Here is a 21,139-nt window from a genome sequence, read left to right on the forward strand (position 1 = left end):
TAACTTCCTATAATTTATATTATGTAAACTAAAATTATTTTACGACGAGAAAAAGGACTGCTAGCTTTCGCTAACAGTCATATATTGTATACTGTATACGGACAAGAAACTACAGACATTTTGGACAAGAAAGTCCAGACGTAAGATAATTCCCTACTTTTTGGACAAGAAAATACAGACAAACTCACAATTTCAAAAGCTAAAAAGGACAAGAAAGTCCAGACAGTTCATTTTTTAAAAAAATAAAAAGGACAAGAATGTCCGGACATTCTTATTTTTCCCTGTACATACTGTATTTTAAGTATTTACCACTAAATCAGAGTGATGTAAAACGCAGTGACATTCAGTCTCACGTACCTTTGGTCAACTCGATTGCTCTCACACAGCGCAATATGAAACCCTTTTATATTGGTTTATTCTTTCTTTACTAATTTTAATCTATCATAGCCGTTTACAAATAAACAAAGTGTCTTATCTGCGAACCATAAACTATAAGGAAAAACGAAATTAATTATCACATAATCGTTCAATCGTTTAACATTTGCATAGTATAGCATTATATACACAGCATTTAAAACCACGTCCTTACTCAGGACGTGGTTAAAATATTTGTGCCCCTAATTTGACTGACTCAGCAATAGTTCAGGAAATAAATAATGTATGATATGCATAGTTAAACGTCGAGTCTCTCCTTTATATGGATAGATGTGCATATACATAGATGGGTTAAAGTTGGCTTCAATAATTCCATAAGCATTTTTATTACCATTTTCAATAATCAAATCAATACCACAAATTTTGGCTCCTAATGCAGCTGCTGCATCAACTGCTATTTTTTTATAATCATCAGGAATTAAATCCGTCACATTAATCGAGTCTCCACCTGTACTAATATTAGAATTTTCACGCAGAAAGATGATTTCATCCGTTTTAGGAATCGAATTGACTTGATATCCTTGAGATTTAAGCATAAGATTCTCTAATTCACCTAACTGGATAATTTCTAAAGGTGTCCGGTGGTCTCTTCCTCTTAACGGGTTACGATTCTTTTGCATGACTAACTCTTCGATTGTATGTTTACCGTCACCTTTAACATTCGCAGGAACTCTTAGTAAAACAGCATTTACTCGATCATTTAATACAAAAAATCGATATTCTGTTCCTTTCAGAAATTCTTCTACTAATATGGAAGAGTCTTCTTTAAATGCTAGTATAATGGCTTTTTGATAATCTTCGTAATTTGAGCCTTCTTTGAAGATTGATATTCCTAATCCATAGTTGGTTGTTTTCGGCTTCACAACAAAAGGTTTGGAGGAAAAGTGATCATAGCTGCGTAAAGCCTGTTCAATTGTCTGAAATTCCTTACCCTTCGGCACACGAAATCCATGTTGTTGAAGAATTTTCTTTGTTACTGTTTTATTTTCCATAATTAAAGTGGATACATAATTATCTTTGCTTGTCATATTACCATTTTTTACATATTCAACATGATCTTTTAATTTGAGCTTCAGAAATTGATCTTGTCGATCCAAGATTTCTACTTGGATTCCTTGTTGAATCGCATCAAACATAAAAATCTGAGTAGACAACTCCATGTCAGTAAATCCTGCTAATTGATATGGCTTATCCCATGATTTTTTATAATTTTCTTTAGCAATCGACGTAGCCAATTGACGTTGACTGCATTTTTCACTTTCTTCAAAAAGTCTTCCAGCTAAAGTCTTACTTGGATCCATTAGCATTTCTTTCAGATGAACAAATAACGTATCTGAAATAGTCAAATTTAAAATTGTTGCTAAATGTTCCATTTCATCAATCATTTTTTTTGCTTCTTTTTCAAATTGTGTATGCTCTAATGGATGCTCAAGAGCCACTATATCATTGTAACATTCGCCTATTTTTACCCACTCATCACTATTTTCCCCTTCATCTTTCCATAGTAAATAAATTAAGAAAAGATGGAGAAATTCTGCTTGCTCATAGCTAATGCCGTATGTTTCAAAAGGATTTAAATCTATATTTCGCAATTCAATATATCTAATGCCATTATCCTCTAGTTCTGAAACATGATGTCCTCCTCTTAAACGGACAGGTGAATAAAATTCTCTTTCTGCTGATAGAAGCCCTCTTTTAACCATCGAAGAAAGGTCTGATACATAATTCTGTATACTACTATATGACACTTGAACATTTTTCGAATTCGTATAACCATATTTACTGCTTCTAATGCTTCTTACTACCTCATTCGATAATTTTTCTTCAAAGAAATTCTTTTCACTTCTAGGAGAAGCTCCATAAAAATAAGTGACTAACCATCGATAGTGCAAATAGTTTCTTGTAGCTTTTAGATAAATCTCTGTTTTAAAATGCTGATACTCTTTAATTTCCGATTGTGCGCTAAATAATGCTTGAATTAACTCATCGCCAAACTCGAAGTTAAAATGAACACCGCAAAGCATTTGTTTACGACGGCCATAAGAATTCGATAATGATTGTCGATATCGAACATTTTCAGCACTTTTCAATTTCGCCATTACAATATCTTCGTCTTTCTCTGGTAACTGTGGCGGCATGCTTAATGGCCATAGCATTTCATTCTCACCCATAGAACGATAAGCAACATCATGGATTGCTGCTAAATAATCAAAAAGTTCGTTCAAAGTATCAGTAACAGGTGTAATTAATTCCACCTGTAATTCTGAAAAATCCCGCTGAATATACGGATGGTCATCTTGTTGAGAAATACTTTTAGGATGATCCGTTTTAGCTAAATTTCCGGATAAATCTACTCGTTTACTTTCTTTTTCAATCCCATAACGAGCTTTTAATAAGTATGGTTTCACATGGTCATTAACTAACATTTTTTTATAATCCATTTTAAAAATAGCCTCCAATTTGCTCACCCCTTCAGATGTTTCTTATATATTATTTAGTTACCTGCAATGCACGACAAAAGGAAATGATCGAGAATATCCACATTCTGCTACAATGTGGATATAAAAGAAATTATCTTAAGTACTCCATATGGAAAGCGAAATGCTCCTCTAAAAAAGTTGCAATAAAGAAATAACTATGATCATAACCTTCAGCTTTCTTGTAATGTACTACCTGATTGTTTCCCCTTGCATTCTTTAAAAAATTTGTTTCGTCTAATTGTTTTGGATAAAACTCATCTTGCGTTCCTTGCGTAATGAGAATAGGCGGCATACCAGATTCTTTGACCAGTTCTGACGCATCCCATTCTTTCCAGGAAGCTTTTTCTTCACCTAAATAAGTTGAGAACGCATTTATTCCCCATTGGACTTCACTAGGATTTGAAATAGGTGAAAAGGCAGAAATCGCTTTGAATATGGTAGCATTTTTCATACCAATCACTAATGCGCCATGTCCCCCCATCGAGTGACCCATTATACTTTGTTCACCTGAATAATGAGGTACTAAAGATGTCGCAATGGCAGTTAATTCATCTACTATATACGTATACATGTTATAGTGCTTTGCCCAAGGATCTTGTGTCGCATTTAAATAAAAACCTGCCCCTTGTCCAAGGTCCCATCCCTCATTATTAGCAACATTATCCCCACGTGGTGAAGTATCCGGAATAATGACTGCCACTTGATATTTTTCAGCTAATCTTTGAAATCCACTTTTTTGACTAAAATTATCATCTGTACAAGTTAAGCCAGATAGCCACCAAATTAGGGGGATTTTTTTTTCTTCTTTATTTGCTGGTAAGTAGATACTAAATGTCATATCACATTTTAAACTTTGTGAATAATGACGGTATTTATATTGCTCACCGCCGAACGAGCGATGTTTTTCAATAAGTTTAAGACTCACTTTCTCACTCTCCATATGTTAACATCGTACGAATGGACTCACCCTTATGAAGTAAATCAAATGCTTCATTGATGTCTGTAAAGTTTAAGTGGTGTGTGATAAACGAATCGATATCGATTTCACCATTCATATAATCATCAACCATTCCTGGAAGCTGCGTTCTGCCTTTCACACCTCCAAAGGCAGAACCACGCCATACTCGACCTGTTACTAGTTGAAATGGACGAGTATGAATCTCTTTACCTGCGCCTGCTACACCGATAATCGTACTTTCACCCCAACCTTTATGACAACATTCAAGAGCAGACCTCATTACTTCAACATTTCCAATACACTCGAAGCTATAATCTACTCCTCCATCCGTCATTTCAACAATGACTTCTTGAATTGGTTTATCAAATTTAGATGGATTTAGAAAATCAGTTGCACCCATTTTTTTAGCTAATTCATATTTATCCTCATTTAAGTCAATAGCAATAATTCGGCTTGCTTTTGCTTGAACCAAACCTTGAATAGCAGCTAATCCAATGGCTCCTAAACCAAATACGGCTGTGACAGCTCCTTCTTGCACTTTTGCTGTGTTGTGTACAGCGCCAATCCCTGTAGTAACACCGCATCCAAATAGACCAACTTTATCAAGCGGCGCTTCTTTGTTAATTTTCGCTAAAGAGATTTCAGGCACGACTGTATATTCACTGAATGTGCTTGTTCCCATGTAGTGATAAATAGGTTCACCATTATATGAGAAACGAGTTGTTCCGTCAGGCATTAAACCTTTACCCTGAGTTTCTCGTACTGCACTACATAAGTTTGTTTTACCAGAACGACAGAATTTACATTCTCCACATTCAGCTGTATATAGTGGTATAACATGGTCCCCAGGTTTTACTAAAGTAACTTCATCACCTACAGCAATGACTATCCCAGCACCTTCATGACCTAGTACAGCAGGAAATACGCCTTCTGGATCATCACCTGATAAGGTAAAAGCATCTGTATGGCAGACAGAAGTATATAAAATTTTTACTAATACCTCTTTTGCCTTTGGTTCTTCAACATCTATTTCTACAATTTCTAGTGGCTCACCTGGTTTAAATGCCACAGCAGCTCTACTCTTCAAATGAATACCTTCTTTCTTTTCCTTACTAATAATTACTTTTCCCATGATTACACTTTATGATAAACTATACAATACTGACTTTTTTGTCACTATAAATGAAACATTAATAGTAAAGGGGTAACATTATATGGAAATCCATTATAAAGAAAAAACTTTTTTCACTGGCAAAGATTTGGCTTTATCCGTTATAGGTGGACGTTGGAAAATAGCGATTATATGGTGTTTACTCCAACAGTCTCCTTTAAGGTTAAGTGAAATACAGCGATACCTTCCCGATGTCAATCAACGTATGTTAATTAGACAATTAAGGGAATTAGAAGAAGATCAAATCATTGTTAGAGATGTATACCCTGTTGTGCCTCCTAGAGTAGAGTATCAACTAAGTGAAATTGGTTTACGCTTAGAACCCGTTGTAACTTCCATTTGTGATTGGGGAGATAATTTTAGAGAATTTTTGAAAGAAAATGCTGATAAAACTTCAGTTGAATAACGAGCTCACAAACGATTTTAAAATTAAAGCCACGAAACGCTGATATAAAGGCGTTTCGTGGCTTTTTGAATGTTCCCAACGATTATTTTTGGTGAAAAAAAATTGCATTTAGCACTATTAATTCTTCTCAATTAATATTTACATAAAATGTTTTTTAACGATTACCTAAAGTGTGTTGTTTAATTTAATAAAAGTTAAAAACTTTTGTTACTCTATGCCAAAATATTGTGCGATTTTTGATTAATACGATGGTATACCCCTAAAAAACGCCTTTTTATCCAAGGTCTTTTTCAAAGAAAAATTATTTACTTTGCCCTTATTCGATAATAAAAAACACAGGATAACTCCTGCTAAGACTACACATATTACAATATACTTCGATGGTTAAAAACTATTGACTCATCTTTAAGTATTTTCGTAAGCGCCCAAGCCAGCCTGATTCTTTATCACTAGCAATACTCATACTGCCATTAGTCAGCAAAAATAATAGCGGAAAAAAGAGTAATATATTTAATAATGGAGCTTGCTGGTGTGTAAATCCATCCGTATCTGGTAAAGCTAAATGTTGAATCATTCAAATTGTTGTAATAGTGGCAAATAGAAGCGTTACAATTTGACGCCAGCGACTCTGTATTAGCTAGTTATATTCGAGTGAAATTATTTAAAAGCTCATTAATGCTCCTGTACTCCCCGATTGTTAAAAGAAAGGATGGAGCGAAAGCCTGGTTGTATGGATCAATTTTAATGTCTTAGGTGGTTAAGGTGTATAAATATTTAACACTTAAGGAGCTAAAAATCGAATTAATATGGAATTTTAACGTTCTTTCAAAGATGCAATTTTTTATAGAGATGAGGGATGTACATGTTTCGGAAAATACAATCAAATGAAAATAAGCCTGTTTCTCAATCAAACGTGGAATTAAAAATATCAATAGAGTCTCTAAAAAAAGCCCTCGTTCAAATGGATGATGCGGAATTTGTCGAGCTTAACATTTCTGAAAATCAACATGTTGTTCTTATCTACATAAGAACCTTAATTGACCAAGAGAGATTAAATGAAAGCATTGTAAAACCTTTATCTAATTGTTCCAAACAGTCCATTCAAGAATGCTATGTTCATTCAACAATAAACGCTATTTCTACTTTAAATGAAGCAAAAACGCAGCTGTTTACAGGATCTGTTGTGTTATTTGAATCTTTGTCAAGCCTTTGGTTCGCTATCCCATTAAAAAATCCGCTTGGACGTGCAATTGAACCTTCGGATACTGAAACCATCCTATTAGGCGCAAAAGACAGCTTCAGTGAACAGCTTGAACAAAATATTACGCTTATTCGGAAACGCCTTCCAACACATGAACTGAAAACAGAGAAGTTCACCGTTGGTTCTTTAAGTGAGACAAATGTTGTCTTATTATACATAGAGGGACTGACCAATCCAGAATTTGTTTCAATTGCGAAAAAGAAAATTTCGGAAATTAATTATGATTTATTTTTTGAATCATCTCAAGTAGCTGCATTTATTGAAGAAAATCCAGACAGTATTTTTCCTCAGTTTCAGCAGACTGACCGACCTGATGTTGTTGCTTATTCTCTGGGAATAGGAAAAATTACGATCCTGGTAGACAATACACCTTTTGCGCTGGTTGCCCCAATTACTATGTTTCATTTGTTCCAATCACCAGAGGATTATATTAATCGATGGGTCGTTGCGAGTTTTTTGCGCATCATAAGATATGTAAGTTTTATTCTTTCTATCACATTAATTCCCTTCTACGTGGCACTAACAACTCATCACTATCAAATGATTCCTTTACAAACGCTTTTCGTCTTGGTGGAATCAAGGAGCAAGCTTCCTTTCACTCCTTTTTGGGAAGCATTTATCATGTTGATTTTTATTGAAATTATAAAAGAAGCAAGTTTAAGGATGCCAACAAAGACTGGTCAAACACTTGGGGTTATTGGGGGTATTGTAATTGGTCAAGCAGCAGTTGAGGCTGGTTTGGCTAGCAAAGTGTTAATTGTCATGGTAGGGATTTCAACTATCGCATCCTTTCTTGTTCCTAATTATCTTGTGACAAAGGCAAATTCATTAATTCAATTCATTCTTCTTGTATGTTCTTCGTTTCTAGGGATTATAGGGATTGTTCTTGCGATGATTATCATTTTAGCTCACCTTAATGGATTATCTTCACTAAGGCAGCCATATTTATCTCCTGTAGCTCCTTTCTACGGAAAAGATTGGCTTGATTTATTCATTAGAGGGCCTTTAGTTAAAATGAAGGAACGGCCGGAACATCTTAAACCACTGAAGAAGAAAAGATATCAAGCTAGGAGATGAACTGATGGAAGCCCTTCAATTATTTAATAAGAATGAAACCTATAACGGGTTCTATATCATGTTGATGGTTAATCGCCTCCAATTACTTTACTTTTTTTTAATTATGCCAAGGTATTTAATTCATCCATTTATGATTTGGGTTATTATATTGGTCGGCTTATTGTCCCAATTAAACATTCTTCTTTTATCCAGATGGTTTTTAACCCGGTTTTCTAGCGACGGTTATAACGGATTTGTCCAATTATTCGGAAAAAAACTTGTGCGTTTTCTTTCTTTGGTCGGTCTGTTCTTTATCCTGCTTAAACTTTTCGTTATTATGTTAGGCTTCACCGAAATAGTACAAATATTTATGTTTCCAGCTACAGATTCCAATTGGCTTATATTTTTTATACTGTTGACTTGTTTGTATGTAGCTTGGAAGGGTGTTGGAAAAACAATACGTTTTGTCATAATTTCCTTTTTTTGTACATTTTGGATGTTCTTATTCTTTGTATTTTTCTTTTTTCCTCCAATAGCTCATCTCAGTGATTTGTACCCTATTGTTCCAATGGAATTAACAAGGGATTCCTGGAAAGGAATATTATTAATATTATCTTCTTTTTCAGGGCCTGAATTTCTGGTTTTTTTAGGACCATGGTTTAAAGCAAATAATAGGACATTTCGTTATTTGTCTTATGGAAATGCGCTAACCGTTATAGAGTATGTAACTTTTTATATGGCATCCTTATTCTATTTCGGTTCCAATTATTTAAGCAAAACCCCATTTCCCATTGTCACTATGGCCCGTTACTTTCAAAATCCAGTAATTGAACGTATTGATATGGTCATGCTTGCCTTAGAATTATTTAACATCGTCTTTGCGGGATCAATTTTTCTTCTGTTATTTTATGGAGCATCTAAAATAGTTAACGAAAAAGTGTATAAACCTTCCAGTCGTATAGGCTTTATTTTCAGTGTATTTATAATTTTTATTGGAATGTTACTTGTTAATGAATGGATTTGGAAGTCAGATGAAAAACAAGTTGTTTTACTTAATCTTCAAATTATTGCAGGAAGCTTAAGTTATTTTGCGGTTCCAATTATTATTATCGTAGCTATGAAGGTAAAGGGGGTTCATAAAGATGATACTACGAAAGAAGATGGCTAAAAAATTTTCAATTTTATTTATTGCAGTATGGTTAACTGGATGTGCCCCATTTACTGAAAATAACATTATTGAAGAGCTTGCTCCAGTCACATTTTTATCACTTCGTAAAGGGGATGAAGGTAAAATAAAAATTAGTACGATATTGCCTCCTCTAAGCAAAGAAAAAAAGAGTGTGATGACGCGAGAAGTAAGCTTAATAAAAGAAGGATTAATGGTCTTTAACTCAAACTTTTACCAGGAAATGAAATCTGGGCAAATGAGAATGCTAATTATTAATGAAGACATTGGTAAAGAAGGAATTATGTCCATTATTAATGTGTTATTAAATGATCCGGATATTTCTTTAAGAATTTATTTAGTTGTCGTAAAAGGAAATTTTGAAGGTTACTTGGAAAATCAATTGGATAAACAAGACAATCTTGATTACTCTTTTTACCGAATGCTGAAGCATTATGAGGAAAAGAATCAGGGCGAAATTAGCGTTGTTAATTTACATGAATTTAAAAATTTATTATATACGCCTTATTCAGATCCATTCTTACCTGTATTTAAAATAGAAAATGACGCTATCAGTTATGAAGGTACAGCCCTGTTTCAAAATGATAAACTAGTTGAAATAATAACAACTTTTGATGATCGCATCTTCCAACTGTTAAAAGATGATTACTACTTATCAGTTCTGCCAATCCCAGATTTAGAAGTTGTTCTAGGTCATGTTAGGTCTAATACGAAAGTAGAGATCAATAAAAGCTTGTCTACAATGACCTATACAGTGAATTTAGACTCGAGAATTGAAGAATACCGGGGAGAAAAGCAAATTTTTGAACCAAAGGAATTAGAAGATTTGAAAAAAGAAATCCAATTAAAACTTGAAAAACAAACACAAGAGCTAATCAAAAAGATGCAAGAATTGAAGGTAGATCCATTACAGCTAGGTATTCATACATTAAAACCTTTTTCAAAACCAATGGATGAAAAAGAATGGATTGAAATATTCAAGAAGATGGATATTAAGATTGATTATCAGTTAAATATTGTGCCTTTGACAGATTAGAACACAAAAAGTTAATTATAAAATAAAAAAACGCGCTCACTTCCAGCCTGCCCTCCTCCAATAACAACTGTATCTAACAGCTATTTCATTCTTATTCCCTTTAAATTATTTGTAATTTGCAAGTATTTATCTTAAAAATAAAAACCAATAATTTTAACCCTATTGTTATTAAATGATTATTTTGTTCTTAATATAAAAATAAACCACTCTACTGAGTGGTTTATGAAGTTAAAAGGAATTCTTGATTATTTCTCTTTTTTTTCATAAGTATTAAATACTTCATTCGCAATATTTAAAATCAACCTGATTTCTGATTCATTTCTGTCCTCAATTAGATTTTGTAATATTATAACCAACTCTTTTTTCTCAAAGTACTTATTATCGAAATTTAGTGTGTCAAATTTAAAAATACTACTAGGTGCTTCTTCCAAGCCTTCCGTAATTTTTTCTAAGGTCTGAATAGTAATATTCCTATCCCCTCTTTCAACCCCAGCCAAATATGAAGTTTGCAGTCCACATTTTTCGGCCAATTCTTCCTGCGTTAGTTTTTTCAATTTCCGAATTTCCTTGATATTGCTACCAACTAATTTGACTAAACTATCCACAAAATCACCTCACATTTAGACTATGTGAGGTTTGTACTACCTTACAGTTACATATAGTATAAAATTGTTTGAAATATATACTTATAAGTACTATAATGTTTGGGTATTAAATTAACTTAAGGAGTTTTTATTTTGAGTAATCACTTACCTTCAAATATAGCAATAGAAAATGTATTACAATCTAAGATGCGTGGTCGTGTAACTTACCAGGGCTTTGTATCATCTCAAATCGCAGTCAATTTTTCATACTCTAAACTTTATAATGACTCTTCTGGCAAAGGCTATCAACGCCCTATAGATAAAAAGAGATGTAAAGATTTTGCAAATTACCTTTCTCAAGGTGAAGATGCTCTTTACACCCCTATATTATTAAATGCTTCAGGTAATTGGGAGTTTCACGCATATGAAGGGCAAAGAAGAAATTTTGGGAGATTGGTTTGCACAAAGAAAGCTACATTAATGGATGGACAGCATAGATTAGGCGGAATTAGTGAATATATCAATGAAACAGATAGCACATTAAACGTTCCCTTTTTGGCTTTTCATTATTTAGATGAAGATGAAGAAATTAAATTATTTGATGTAATCAATTCAAAAGCTAAGGGTATTGGCACATCACTAAGTCGCTATTTAAATAGAGATAATGATGACCTTAGTTGGGTAGCTACAAACTTAATTCTTAAGCCAGAGAGTCCTTTCTTTAGTAAAGGCACCTTAATCGGAAGAAGAACAAAGGAAAAAAACGTAACATTACAAAATTTATATAATATCATAAATTTATTAACTAAGAAATCACCTCTTGCTAATCTCCCAAAAGAACGAAAATTAAATTTAGCTTTATTTTATTTCAATTTAATAAAAGATTTATTTCCAGAACAGTGGGATGATAATCAGTTGTACAGAATGACACATATAACATGTTTAAATGCGTTGGCGATTGTAGGAAACATAATAATTAATGAAAATTATTCATTGAAATCCCACCAACCTAATTCTATTCAAATGACTAAGCTTTTAAGTAATCTGAAAGAGATTGATTGGTTATCTTCAGGGAATTTAAAGTACATTAAAGGGGCTGCAGGGTCTAAAATGCTTGCTGATGATATTTTAAATTGTCTTAAAGGTTAGCTATATAAAAAGTAGCCTCCATTTTATTGGAGACTACTTTTATTTAACCACAAACAGTAAGTATATTTGATCCTTTACTAGACACTATATACACCGTAATCTTCAAGAAGTATTAGATATACTGGACTATTATCATTATTTAGTTGCATTCTCCCCCCTATTAAGATCCATCTTTAAAATTGCAAGCTCTGAAGGTGTTCTATACCGTTCATATTTAAAATTTTTATCAAAACCGCATATATTTTTTTCTTTTTGCATGTCTTGAATTAATTTTTCTAATTTATTAAATATATTTTGGTGATATATTGTAGTTTCTTGTATGTGTTGTTCTATTACAATTAAATGCATTGGTATAATATCGTGTAAATAATAATTGTTTGGTTTATATTTTGTAGGATTTAATATCAAATCTAAATATTCAGCGAACCTTTCGAGCAATAAATATGGTAGCATCGTATTTATTACTTTTTTTATTTGATTTATATCTATCGAATTAACATCTTGTGTGATGTTAAAACATTTATCTAATAACTCTTCTAGATAATTAGCATAAATACCCTTAGGATAAAGTGAAAATCTCTCTAAATAACACTCAAAGTTAAAGATTTTTGATTCAATAGAGCCTTGTTTTACTTTTTGTGATAAATTTATTTCTTCAAACTCTTCTCTCCAAAAAGTAAAAGCTAAAGAGAATCCACAAAAAGAGTCATTTGCTTTTAATTCATTATTTAATTGGATACAAGTGGTATGGTCATTTAAATAGTTTTTCATTAAATATCTTTTGATCGCTTTATAAATCTCTCTTGATTGCATATATACATCATAAAACACAGCGTCAATCTTATCCTTTTTCAAGAATGAACGAATGTTATAACGATAATTGAAATTGTATTTGTAGTTAGTCATTATAGTTTTTAAAGCATTTTTAGAGGATAGAAAGTTCTGAGAATATACTTCTTTTAAAATTGTATTCTCGTTAAATTCTTTGTTTAAATAGTAATTTTTTTGATAATCAATTAACCGACTTAAATTGGATTGGTCGAATTCATTATATTTTCTTAAAATACGTATTGGTTGGATTAGTAATGGAGTTTCCTTTTGACTTTTGTATATGTTAAGGAGGTTTATTAGCTCCTCATTATCTATTCTAAATTTGTTTTTCCAACTTTTAAAAATTGAAACCACATTATTATTATCTAATAAACAAAATCCACATGCACAAGTAAACGGTGGATTTGAAAAATTGGACAACAGATACTTCCCTAGAATGTTTCCACACTTTTCACAGCTATCTACTAATGTTTCATTAGTATGATAAATACATGTTTTAAAAAGGGTCATTTGATGAAAAATACTGTGAAAACCAAATTTAATGCAACACGGACAAATGGTAATATTCTCTCTGATTGCATAAGCAAATGTTAAACCTAATATAGGTCTTATTTTCTTGTATATCAATGAATTTCGTCTTTTTAGGTTTATCCCAAATATTTCAATAGCTTTTCCTTCATCTATACCAGTTAAGATTACTAGGTCTCTTAAGTAATCACCTACACCTTCAATACGCTTAACCGCATTAACATTATTGTTTCCAAAAATACGAAGTATATCATTATTGTTTAAGGCATTCGAGTATTTAAAGCGTTCGAATATACACCAATTGGATAAATAACTGTGGATCCAACCCCTATCCCAAACAAACTCTTTTTTATTCAAATTACCCCTCCGTTGACCTTAATCAAATTCTAATAAAACTAACTCAGATTGAATGTACCCAGAATTAATTATTGCCTTTTTGAAGTGACTTTTATTTAAAAGTTGAATGTTTTCACTAAAATAGCCATAGTTTTTTAATATATATTCTATAGTTAGCGTAACATATTGCATCGGTATTTCTTTATTATTTTGTAACCCTTTTTCTAATTGAAGTTCTTGAAATACTTCATAAAACTCTTCAGCGTAGTTAAATAACCTAAATCCGTTTTTAAAATGATCCTTGTAATAATAATTTGTGTACGACACATTTGAATTAGCTGGAAATTCAGTTCCTTCATCATATTGCTCTAGTAATATCTTAAAGTCTTCTGCATCTTTTAATCCATTAAACTGATAGCTATCACTCATAAATCTACCTACTATTTGAAAATCCTTATTTTTAATAAATTTTTTTCTACGATCAATTAATTCATCATGTCCTACTAAAATAGTAGTTAATACTATCCCATATTCGTCTAATTCATTGTATACATCCATTAACCAGTCATATTGAATGCCAGATAGTTTTTGGGCATCATCAATAAAAATAACAATTTTATTTTGTTTTGATTTTTCTGCTGCATTTATAAAAAAATGTTTTAAACGGATTCGTTTTTCACTTGGTCTTCCTAGATCAGGTGTCGCATGTCCAACTCCATCTAACAAATCCTCAAAAAAGCTGTTTTCACTAGGATTTTTATAGGTTTTACATTTAATATGGAACATAGGAATATTTTGATTTAATTCTTTGGGAAGTACTTTGATTAGGTATTTAATAGCACGTGTCTTACCTAGGCGAGGGCGACCATGAATAATAGCACCTGGAAATCTATTATCAATCCAGTTCCCTACGATATAACATAATTTATCAATTTCATTTGTGGCAATTAGATATTTTCCAGTGTCAATAGGATGTTTTCCAAAAGGTACACTAATACTAGATGAGTTCACCATAATATATACACCACCTACAGTGTGATTGATTTTCTTTTGATTTTATTTTTGTTTTTTTCTACGTTTATTAAATGTTCATAGTAGTTTGTTTCTGTGATTTCAGGATTAAAGATATTTAATTTGATTTCATTTTTATCTGAACTAGTATTACCCGCAATAGAATGTTTTTCTTTTTGATCTAATTTTTGTTCTATGATTAAATCATGAGTTGATTTGAATTCATTATTCTGCTTATTACTAGGATTAATTTTTGATATATTTTCTTCAGCCTTAGCTTCCTTTCTGACATCAATAACTTCTTGGTGTAGATTTTGTTGTTCTCTTTTTAACCTTACCTGTACTTTTTTCTTCTCTTTATTTATTGAGTCAATTTTATATCTTTTTTTATAGGATTTTAATTCAGCTAATAGATTTCTAAGTTTTCTATCGTTAATTGCATTTTCTTCTAAAAAAGCTTGGAAAGCATCCATAGGATCTTCATCTTCGGTATAATGAAAATAACGTTCGCGCTTAAATTTGTTTATTGCATCTCTTAATTTCAAGGAGTGCTGTACTGTTCCCCAATAGCCACTACAAGTTAACACCCCATATCTTGAGCCATCTTGTCTATAAACTACAACTGACCGAAGATCCTCAGTATTAATAAAAATAGTTACATTTTCATTTACCATTGAAAAATCTCTACTAAGTTCAGGGCTAGTATAACGTTCATGTTTATAATGTATATATGGCCTCCTGCCTTGATCTAAATTTCCTTTAATTCTTCGTACACAAGTTATTGGAAATAAATTAACTAAGGCTCTATTTTCTACTGGGATTGTAGAAATATGCATACCTTGATTAATCCTACTTTCAAATACCTCTAAAGGCGTAAAGCCATCATTACCGTCATGTGGTGTTGCATTGTAATTTGCTATAATTACGTCACATAACTCCTCTATCGCATCTGAGGTAATAGAAAATTTTATAGCATTCTTTTCAGCATCTTTTCTTCTAGGATCCAATACGTTACTACCTGTAGTTGAGGGCAGCCGATGAAAACTGTTCTCTTCTATACTTCTAAAAAGCCGTTCAATAATTGGCCTATTAACTGGAACTGCTACAGGTCCCATATTAATGGAACAGCCTATTTGTTTTGTTAATAAATTTTTTATTTCATTTGAAAGGTGTGATTTCGCATTATCATAACAAATTTCATCCCAAATGCCGTATTCAGCTTCAGAAAATTTTGATGAGGGAAAACCCGCATTTTTAGAATAGTTTAAACCTGGTATAGTAAGGGTTTTAGATTTCCAAGGTAAAATTGATGATTGAAAACACTTCTTAACATCTTCTTGGTTATATTCTTTATTGAAAGATAAATGGTAACCTACAATTGCCCTAGTTGCGACGTCAACAACAGTTAATAACCAAAAACGATTAAGTATATCTATTATTTCTTCTCCTTTGGGTGTTTGATATACAATTGCGGTTATTACATCAAGTTTATGGCCATCAAATTCTACTCTTTCTAATGGTCTAGTGATTGTTGTATTCGAGTTAATAGAATTGTTAACATTATTTAAAATCATGGAGGATTGCCCTCCATTTAGATCAGTTACTTCACGGATATAATTATTTGAAACATCTTTAATAAATCTTTCGACGGACTTTCGGGCTAAACTAATTGTGTTAAATGGATACTCATTAGGTTTAATACCGATCTTCCTACACTCATTAATGAATTTCCTATGCAAATTTTTATAACTAATTTTACGTTCTCTAGCGCTAATTTTTGCTTTAGATTTATTAAAATACTCTTCTATTAAGAAGATTTTTAATTCAGGGTAATTTTTCAAAAGTAATTGGAAAGCACCTGAATAATTAGTTGGACTTATGTTGCAAGTCGATTTACGATTATATGGGATAACAGCTTGATAATGTATTAATCCTCTATAACCTAGAATTTTGTTTGCTTCATCATATATAATACAGCGGGAAGCAAAACGATATATTTCACTCCTTACAATCCCTGTTATTTCTACTATTCTATCTATGGGAATATCGGTACTGAAAAAGAGATCAATTGCCTTCTTCCGCGATTTAAACGTTTGTAGTTCATTCGCTGTCATATCCCCTGTATAAATATCTTCCCAATTTGTAATATCTAAATCATTAATAGGTACTTTATCTGTTAGGTATCTGCGCATATCTTCCATACCTCCGTATTCTTCCCTATATGCCGTGTATCTAAATCACACATAATATATCCGTTATATAGAAGAATACATATAATATTTATCAATTCACTAGTTTCAATATTTGTTTCAAGTGTTATTTCTTGTATTGATTTTGGTTGCTCAATAATATGTTTCTCAACTATTTCTACGTTTTCTTCTTTAGTTCCCAGAGTATTATTGATTTGTCGTATTAAAAGCTTTAAATTTGATAATTTAATAGGGTTGAGTATTATCTCATTTTCTGTCTTAATTAAATGATTTGCTTGATTTGCTTTGCACCATAGTCGTTGTACATTTATTTGTTTCTTTACAGAATCCTTATTTAAATCCTTTGAATATTTTATTTCAATAAAAAGTTGCTCCCCATTTTTGTATTTTACCCACATATCTATAATAGAGAATTGTTTCTTATTATCTTCTATTATCTCCATTTTTAATGCCTGTTCACAAAAATCAATTATGTTTGGATCCGTTTCTATTTGTATCCAATGCTGATATTCTAAATCGCTAAATAAAAAAACATTTCGTTTTAATTTATTACTAAAAGATTCCCACCTATTGTTGCCAAATTTTTTACTAGCAGAAGTAATTAATGGTTTATACAAAAATATCACCCCATTATATAAATTGAATATTCTGAAAATAATAAGTATGGATATTCTTGTCTTTATTATACAAAATCCGGACATTCTTGTCTCTAAATTTAGACAAGAATGTCCGGACTTCTTTTTTTAAAATGCTATTATACCAGTTATCAAGTAAAATATTTAATGTCTGGACTTTCTTGTCCATATACATATTTTAACAACATGAATTTGATTGATTGGCAAGATTTATACCGCAGACCCCTGTTTCAGGTAACTCCAATTCTACACGTTTCGAAGCTTCTTTATCACCTGATAAGTAAGCTGTTATTGAACGGACTTGTTCATAACCTGTTGCCATTAAAAATGTTGGTGCGCGTCCATAGCTTTTTGCACCGACAATATAGAAATCTTTTTCTGGTTGTCTTAGTATTACTTCTCCATGAGCTCTTACTGTTCCACAACTATGCACATTAGGGTCAATTAGAGGTGCCAATGCTTCCACACTTTCTGTTGCTGCATCAATGGAAAGGCGTAGTTCACTGTTAATCGTAAGATCTGGTCGATTTCCAGCGTTGACAATAAGCTCTTCAAATCCTGTTAATATCTTTGTTTCCTCGTTAATAGTACCAACAATTTGGATGCTCTCATCTTTCTTCAGCTGTGAGATATAGAAAGGTGTTATTACTTCAACCTTACCTGTATCTACTAATTCGTGAATACGTACCCCGAGTGCGCCTCGTGCTGCTAATGCATCTTTTTCTTCGCCACCATATGCTTCTTCAACAGATCTTTTACGCATAATCCATACTAATTTTGTTGCAGGATTCTCTTCTTGTAATTCTGCAAGTGCCAATAAGGTATTAATAGCTGAATGGCCACCACCAATAACAGCAATCTTCTTATTTGCATATCTCTTAGCATTCGAATTTATATCTGGAATACCATACTCAATGTGATTTGCTAAAGCTTTTTCATTTTGTAGCCAAACACCTGTAGTATTCGCTGGGTTAGGATTTCCCCATGTACCCGTGGCATCAATAACAGCTTTCGCCTCAATGATATTGATGTCATTCTCTTGTTCAACATAAATATTAAAGGATTGCTCTACTCGATTTTTTGTCTTCATCTTATCATTAAATTTTCGTGATATCCCAACTACTTTTGCGTTCAATTGAATGTTAGGCTTTATTTGTACTAACTCAGACAAAGGTTTTAAATAGAGATCAATTAATTCATTTCCCGTTGGTAACATATCTAAATTAGGTTCTACCCAATCGGAGGCATCTAATAAAGCTTTAGCTGCTTTATTGATGTTATATCGCCATGGTGAAAATAGTGTAACATGCCCCCAAGTACGTACATTATGTGCTATTTCACTCCCAGACTCTAGTAAAATAAATGCTTGCTTTTGTTGCACTAAATGAGCAGCTGCAGCTAATCCAATTGGACCTGCGCCAATTATTACAATCGGTAAATTCTTATTAGAATTATTTACAGTCTCCTGTACCTCAATTTCCTTTGCGGGAGTACAACAAGATCCATTTTGATTGATTACTTTTAGTGTTTTCATAATTAACTTCTCCTCTTTCATTTTTTACATAAGCATTCCCTTATATAAAAAGTATTTTTTACGTCTAGCAGTTAGCTAGACGTTTATTTAAACTTTGTGAGTGTATTTACTACATATCAATTTTACATATCGTTTTATCAAGTTCTTTTAAAGCTTTTTCGAATTGTAACCATGTAGAGGTGTCGTAGAGTTTCATATCTCCTTTAAAGAAGAAATCAAAAGCAAACTCTTTAGCCTCCATTAAAGTGTATTCTCTACTATTCATTATTAACTTTAAATAAGCGATAAAATAATCTTTAGTTAATACGCTAGCATTATTTACTGTCATTTTTAATCCTCCATTCATCGGATTGAATAACTGCTAACAGACAGTATTACAGCTCCTCAGCTACAAATTGTTCAATGCGTTTACCAATTGCATAACGCACATTTTGGAAGACAGCCCCCTTCTCTTGATCTGTTCCTGTCGCTTTTGCTGGATCTTCAAATCCCCAATGCTCTCGGCGAATGTGAGGTGTCATCGGACATTTATCAGCCGCATCCCCACATAACGTAACAACCAACGTTGCAGTATTTAATGTCTCAAGATCAATTAAGTCTGAAGTATGGTTTGATATATCAATTCCTATTTCCGCCATCGCTTTAATGGCCTTCGGATTTACTCCATGTGCTTCAATCCCAGCACTTTTTACTGTCCAATTTGTAGGTAGTAATTTTCTTGCCCAACCTTCAGCCATTTGACTACGGCAAGAGTTTCCTGTACACAAGAAATAAAGTGTATTTGTCATAGTAATTACTCCTTATAATTTAATGGTTTTAAAGTATTTTTTCTGCCAACGTAAGGCAACCCATACAAGTCCAATCAGGACTGGTACTTCCACTAGTGGTCCAATAACAGCGGCAAATGCTACGCCACTATGCAGGCCAAACACACCCACTGCCACAGCAATTGCTAACTCGAAGTTGTTGCTTGCCGCTGTAAAAGAAAGAGCTGCTGTGACAGGATAAGATGCCCCAACTTTACGGGAAGAGAAGAATGACACAGCAAACATAATCACAAAGTAAATAAATAATGGAATAGCAATTCGCACTACATCAAGTGGCAGTTCTACTAATTGCTCACCCTTTAAAGCAAACATCATCACAATCGTAAACAGAAGTGCAATTAAAGTAAGTGGTGAAATTTTCGGTAAGAACTTTTCTTCATACCACTGTTTTCCTTTTGCTTTAATCCCTATCCATCGTGTAAAGAACCCTGCAGCAAATGGTATCCCTAAGTAAATTAGAACGCTCTTTGTAATCTCCCACATAGAAATAGATACATTGAAATTCTCTAAACCAAACCAACCAGGTAATACATTTAAGAAAAAGTAAGCAAACATTGAATACGTTACGATTTGAAAGATTGAATTAAAAGCAACTAAACCAGCTACGTATTCACGGTCTCCTCGTGCTAAATCATTCCACACAATGACCATGGCAATACAGCGAGCTAAACCAATCATAATGAGTCCAGCCATGTACTCAGGATAATCATGTAGGAAGATGATGGCTAAAAAGAACATTAAGAACGGTCCAAGTAACCAGTTTTGAAAAAGGGATAATAAAAGCACTTTCCAATCCTTAAACACTCGCCACATCTCTTCATACTTTACTTTCGCTAATGGCGGGTACATCATGACAATTAATCCTATAGCAATCGGTATCGATGTTGTTCCAATAGACATGGACTCTAATGCTTCACCAATAGTGGGCAAGGTGATACTTAATAAGACACCTATTCCCATCGCCACAAATATCCAAAGTGTTAGGTAACGATCTAGAAAAGAAAGCTGTTTGGTTAAAGACTCATTACTCAATATCAGTTCCCCCTACATGGCAACAATCTGTGACACAGTTACACCCTTTTAAAGGCTGAATTTGTTCTAAAATGCCTTTCATTAGTGGCGTTTGATCCTCTACTAAACGGTAGTGTTTCCAAGTCCCTACTTTACGCTCCGTAATAATGCCTGCCTCCTTTAATTTTCGTAAATGCTGACTAACTGCTGGTTGTGATATGCCTAGAACTTCCACAAAATCACATACACATACCTCCCCGTTCTTCATGCATGCAAGTAATTTAATGCGATTCAAATCAGCTGCTGCTTTTAATTGTTTTTCAATTAGTATGTTTTCCATTTATCTACACTCCTTATATAATCATTTGCTTATATATCGTTTTAAATAAAATCACCTCGTTAAAAAAGGTGACTTGATACATATATAACTATATTCTTATATTATGATTTGATGTTTTGAAATGCAACAGATATTTACTTAATTTGAAAATTTC

18 protein-coding genes are annotated in these 21,139 nt (G+C 32.7%); 5 read left to right on the forward strand and 13 right to left on the reverse strand.

Annotated elements, in window-relative coordinates:
- Window positions 1–617 precede the first annotated feature (617 nt).
- The 3 genes from gshAB to FH508_RS11470 form a co-directional block, all read right to left on the reverse strand.
- Window positions 618–2,876, reverse strand: a complete 2,259-nt coding sequence (gene gshAB, locus FH508_RS11460; RefSeq protein WP_172771449.1) for a bifunctional glutamate--cysteine ligase GshA/glutathione synthetase GshB — start codon at window positions 2,874–2,876, stop codon at window positions 618–620.
- Between the two features lie 130 nt (window positions 2,877–3,006).
- Entirely contained in the window at window positions 3,007–3,840 is an 834-nt protein-coding gene (gene fghA, locus FH508_RS11465) for an S-formylglutathione hydrolase (protein ID WP_228134492.1), read from the reverse strand.
- 4 nt (window positions 3,841–3,844) lie between these two features.
- Window positions 3,845–4,960, reverse strand: a complete 1,116-nt coding sequence (locus FH508_RS11470) for an S-(hydroxymethyl)glutathione dehydrogenase/class III alcohol dehydrogenase (protein ID WP_172771942.1) — start codon at window positions 4,958–4,960, stop codon at window positions 3,845–3,847.
- Between the two features lie 127 nt (window positions 4,961–5,087).
- Between FH508_RS11470 and FH508_RS11475 the strand changes: the two genes are divergently transcribed.
- The 4 genes from FH508_RS11475 (at window position 5,088) to FH508_RS11490 (ending at window position 9,989) form a co-directional block, all read left to right on the forward strand.
- A complete protein-coding gene (locus FH508_RS11475; RefSeq protein WP_172771451.1) occupies window positions 5,088–5,450 on the forward strand; it encodes a winged helix-turn-helix transcriptional regulator in 363 nt (120 codons plus the stop codon).
- Window positions 5,451–6,306: 856 nt separating this feature from the next.
- The gene (locus FH508_RS11480) at window positions 6,307–7,788 is read left to right on the forward strand and encodes a spore germination protein (RefSeq protein WP_172771453.1); all 1,482 of its coding nucleotides are present in this window, start codon (window positions 6,307–6,309) and stop codon (window positions 7,786–7,788) included.
- Window positions 7,789–7,792: 4 nt separating this feature from the next.
- Window positions 7,793–8,935: a GerAB/ArcD/ProY family transporter gene (locus tag FH508_RS11485; protein WP_172771454.1), complete on the forward strand. Its 1,143-nt coding sequence runs from the start codon at window positions 7,793–7,795 to the stop codon at window positions 8,933–8,935.
- Window positions 8,910–9,989, forward strand: coding sequence for a Ger(x)C family spore germination protein (locus FH508_RS11490; protein ID WP_172771455.1), 1,080 nt, complete (start codon window positions 8,910–8,912; stop codon window positions 9,987–9,989). Before FH508_RS11485 ends, FH508_RS11490 begins: the two co-directional genes overlap by 26 nt.
- Before the next feature lie 245 nt (window positions 9,990–10,234).
- Here the strand turns inward: FH508_RS11490 and FH508_RS11495 are convergent, their stop codons facing one another.
- On the reverse strand, window positions 10,235–10,594 hold the full coding sequence (locus FH508_RS11495) for a helix-turn-helix domain-containing protein (protein ID WP_172771456.1): 360 nt from the start codon (window positions 10,592–10,594) through the stop codon (window positions 10,235–10,237).
- Window positions 10,595–10,726: 132 nt separating this feature from the next.
- Here FH508_RS11495 and FH508_RS11500 point away from each other — a divergent pair, with 132 nt between their 5' ends.
- On the forward strand, window positions 10,727–11,722 hold the full coding sequence (locus FH508_RS11500; protein ID WP_172771457.1) for a DGQHR domain-containing protein: 996 nt from the start codon (window positions 10,727–10,729) through the stop codon (window positions 11,720–11,722).
- Between the two features lie 135 nt (window positions 11,723–11,857).
- Here the strand turns inward: FH508_RS11500 and FH508_RS11505 are convergent, their stop codons facing one another.
- The 9 genes from FH508_RS11505 to FH508_RS11545 all read right to left on the reverse strand — a co-directional run bounded on the left by FH508_RS11505 (window position 11,858) and on the right by FH508_RS11545 (window position 20,985).
- Window positions 11,858–13,438 (reverse strand): hypothetical protein, encoded by a 1,581-nt coding sequence (locus FH508_RS11505; RefSeq protein ID WP_172771458.1) that lies wholly within the window; start codon window positions 13,436–13,438, stop codon window positions 11,858–11,860.
- Between the two features lie 18 nt (window positions 13,439–13,456).
- The gene (locus tag FH508_RS11510; RefSeq protein WP_172771459.1) at window positions 13,457–14,431 is read right to left on the reverse strand and encodes an AAA family ATPase; all 975 of its coding nucleotides are present in this window, start codon (window positions 14,429–14,431) and stop codon (window positions 13,457–13,459) included.
- Window positions 14,432–14,445: 14 nt separating this feature from the next.
- Window positions 14,446–16,629 (reverse strand): hypothetical protein, encoded by a 2,184-nt coding sequence (locus FH508_RS11515; protein ID WP_172771460.1) that lies wholly within the window; start codon window positions 16,627–16,629, stop codon window positions 14,446–14,448.
- Window positions 16,605–17,255 (reverse strand): TnsA endonuclease N-terminal domain-containing protein, encoded by a 651-nt coding sequence (locus tag FH508_RS11520; RefSeq protein ID WP_172771461.1) that lies wholly within the window; start codon window positions 17,253–17,255, stop codon window positions 16,605–16,607. The genes FH508_RS11515 and FH508_RS11520 overlap by 25 nt, the downstream gene beginning before the upstream one ends.
- 196 nt (window positions 17,256–17,451) lie before the next feature.
- Entirely contained in the window at window positions 17,452–18,807 is a 1,356-nt protein-coding gene (locus FH508_RS11525; RefSeq protein ID WP_172771462.1) for an NAD(P)-binding domain-containing protein, read from the reverse strand.
- 109 nt (window positions 18,808–18,916) lie between these two features.
- On the reverse strand, window positions 18,917–19,135 hold the full coding sequence (locus FH508_RS11530; protein WP_172771463.1) for a hypothetical protein: 219 nt from the start codon (window positions 19,133–19,135) through the stop codon (window positions 18,917–18,919).
- A gap of 46 nt (window positions 19,136–19,181) precedes the next feature.
- Complete coding sequence (arsC, locus tag FH508_RS11535; protein ID WP_172771464.1) at window positions 19,182–19,595, reverse strand: arsenate reductase (thioredoxin); 414 nt, start codon at window positions 19,593–19,595, stop codon at window positions 19,182–19,184.
- Between the two features lie 12 nt (window positions 19,596–19,607).
- Entirely contained in the window at window positions 19,608–20,666 is a 1,059-nt protein-coding gene (gene arsB, locus FH508_RS11540; protein ID WP_172771465.1) for an ACR3 family arsenite efflux transporter, read from the reverse strand.
- Window positions 20,659–20,985, reverse strand: a complete 327-nt coding sequence (locus tag FH508_RS11545; RefSeq protein WP_172771466.1) for an ArsR/SmtB family transcription factor — start codon at window positions 20,983–20,985, stop codon at window positions 20,659–20,661. Before FH508_RS11545 ends, arsB begins: the two co-directional genes overlap by 8 nt.
- Between the last annotated feature and the right edge of the window lie 154 nt (window positions 20,986–21,139).

Source organism: Lysinibacillus sp. CD3-6 (assembly GCF_006351725.2).
GTDB lineage: Bacteria > Bacillota > Bacilli > Bacillales_A > Planococcaceae > Lysinibacillus.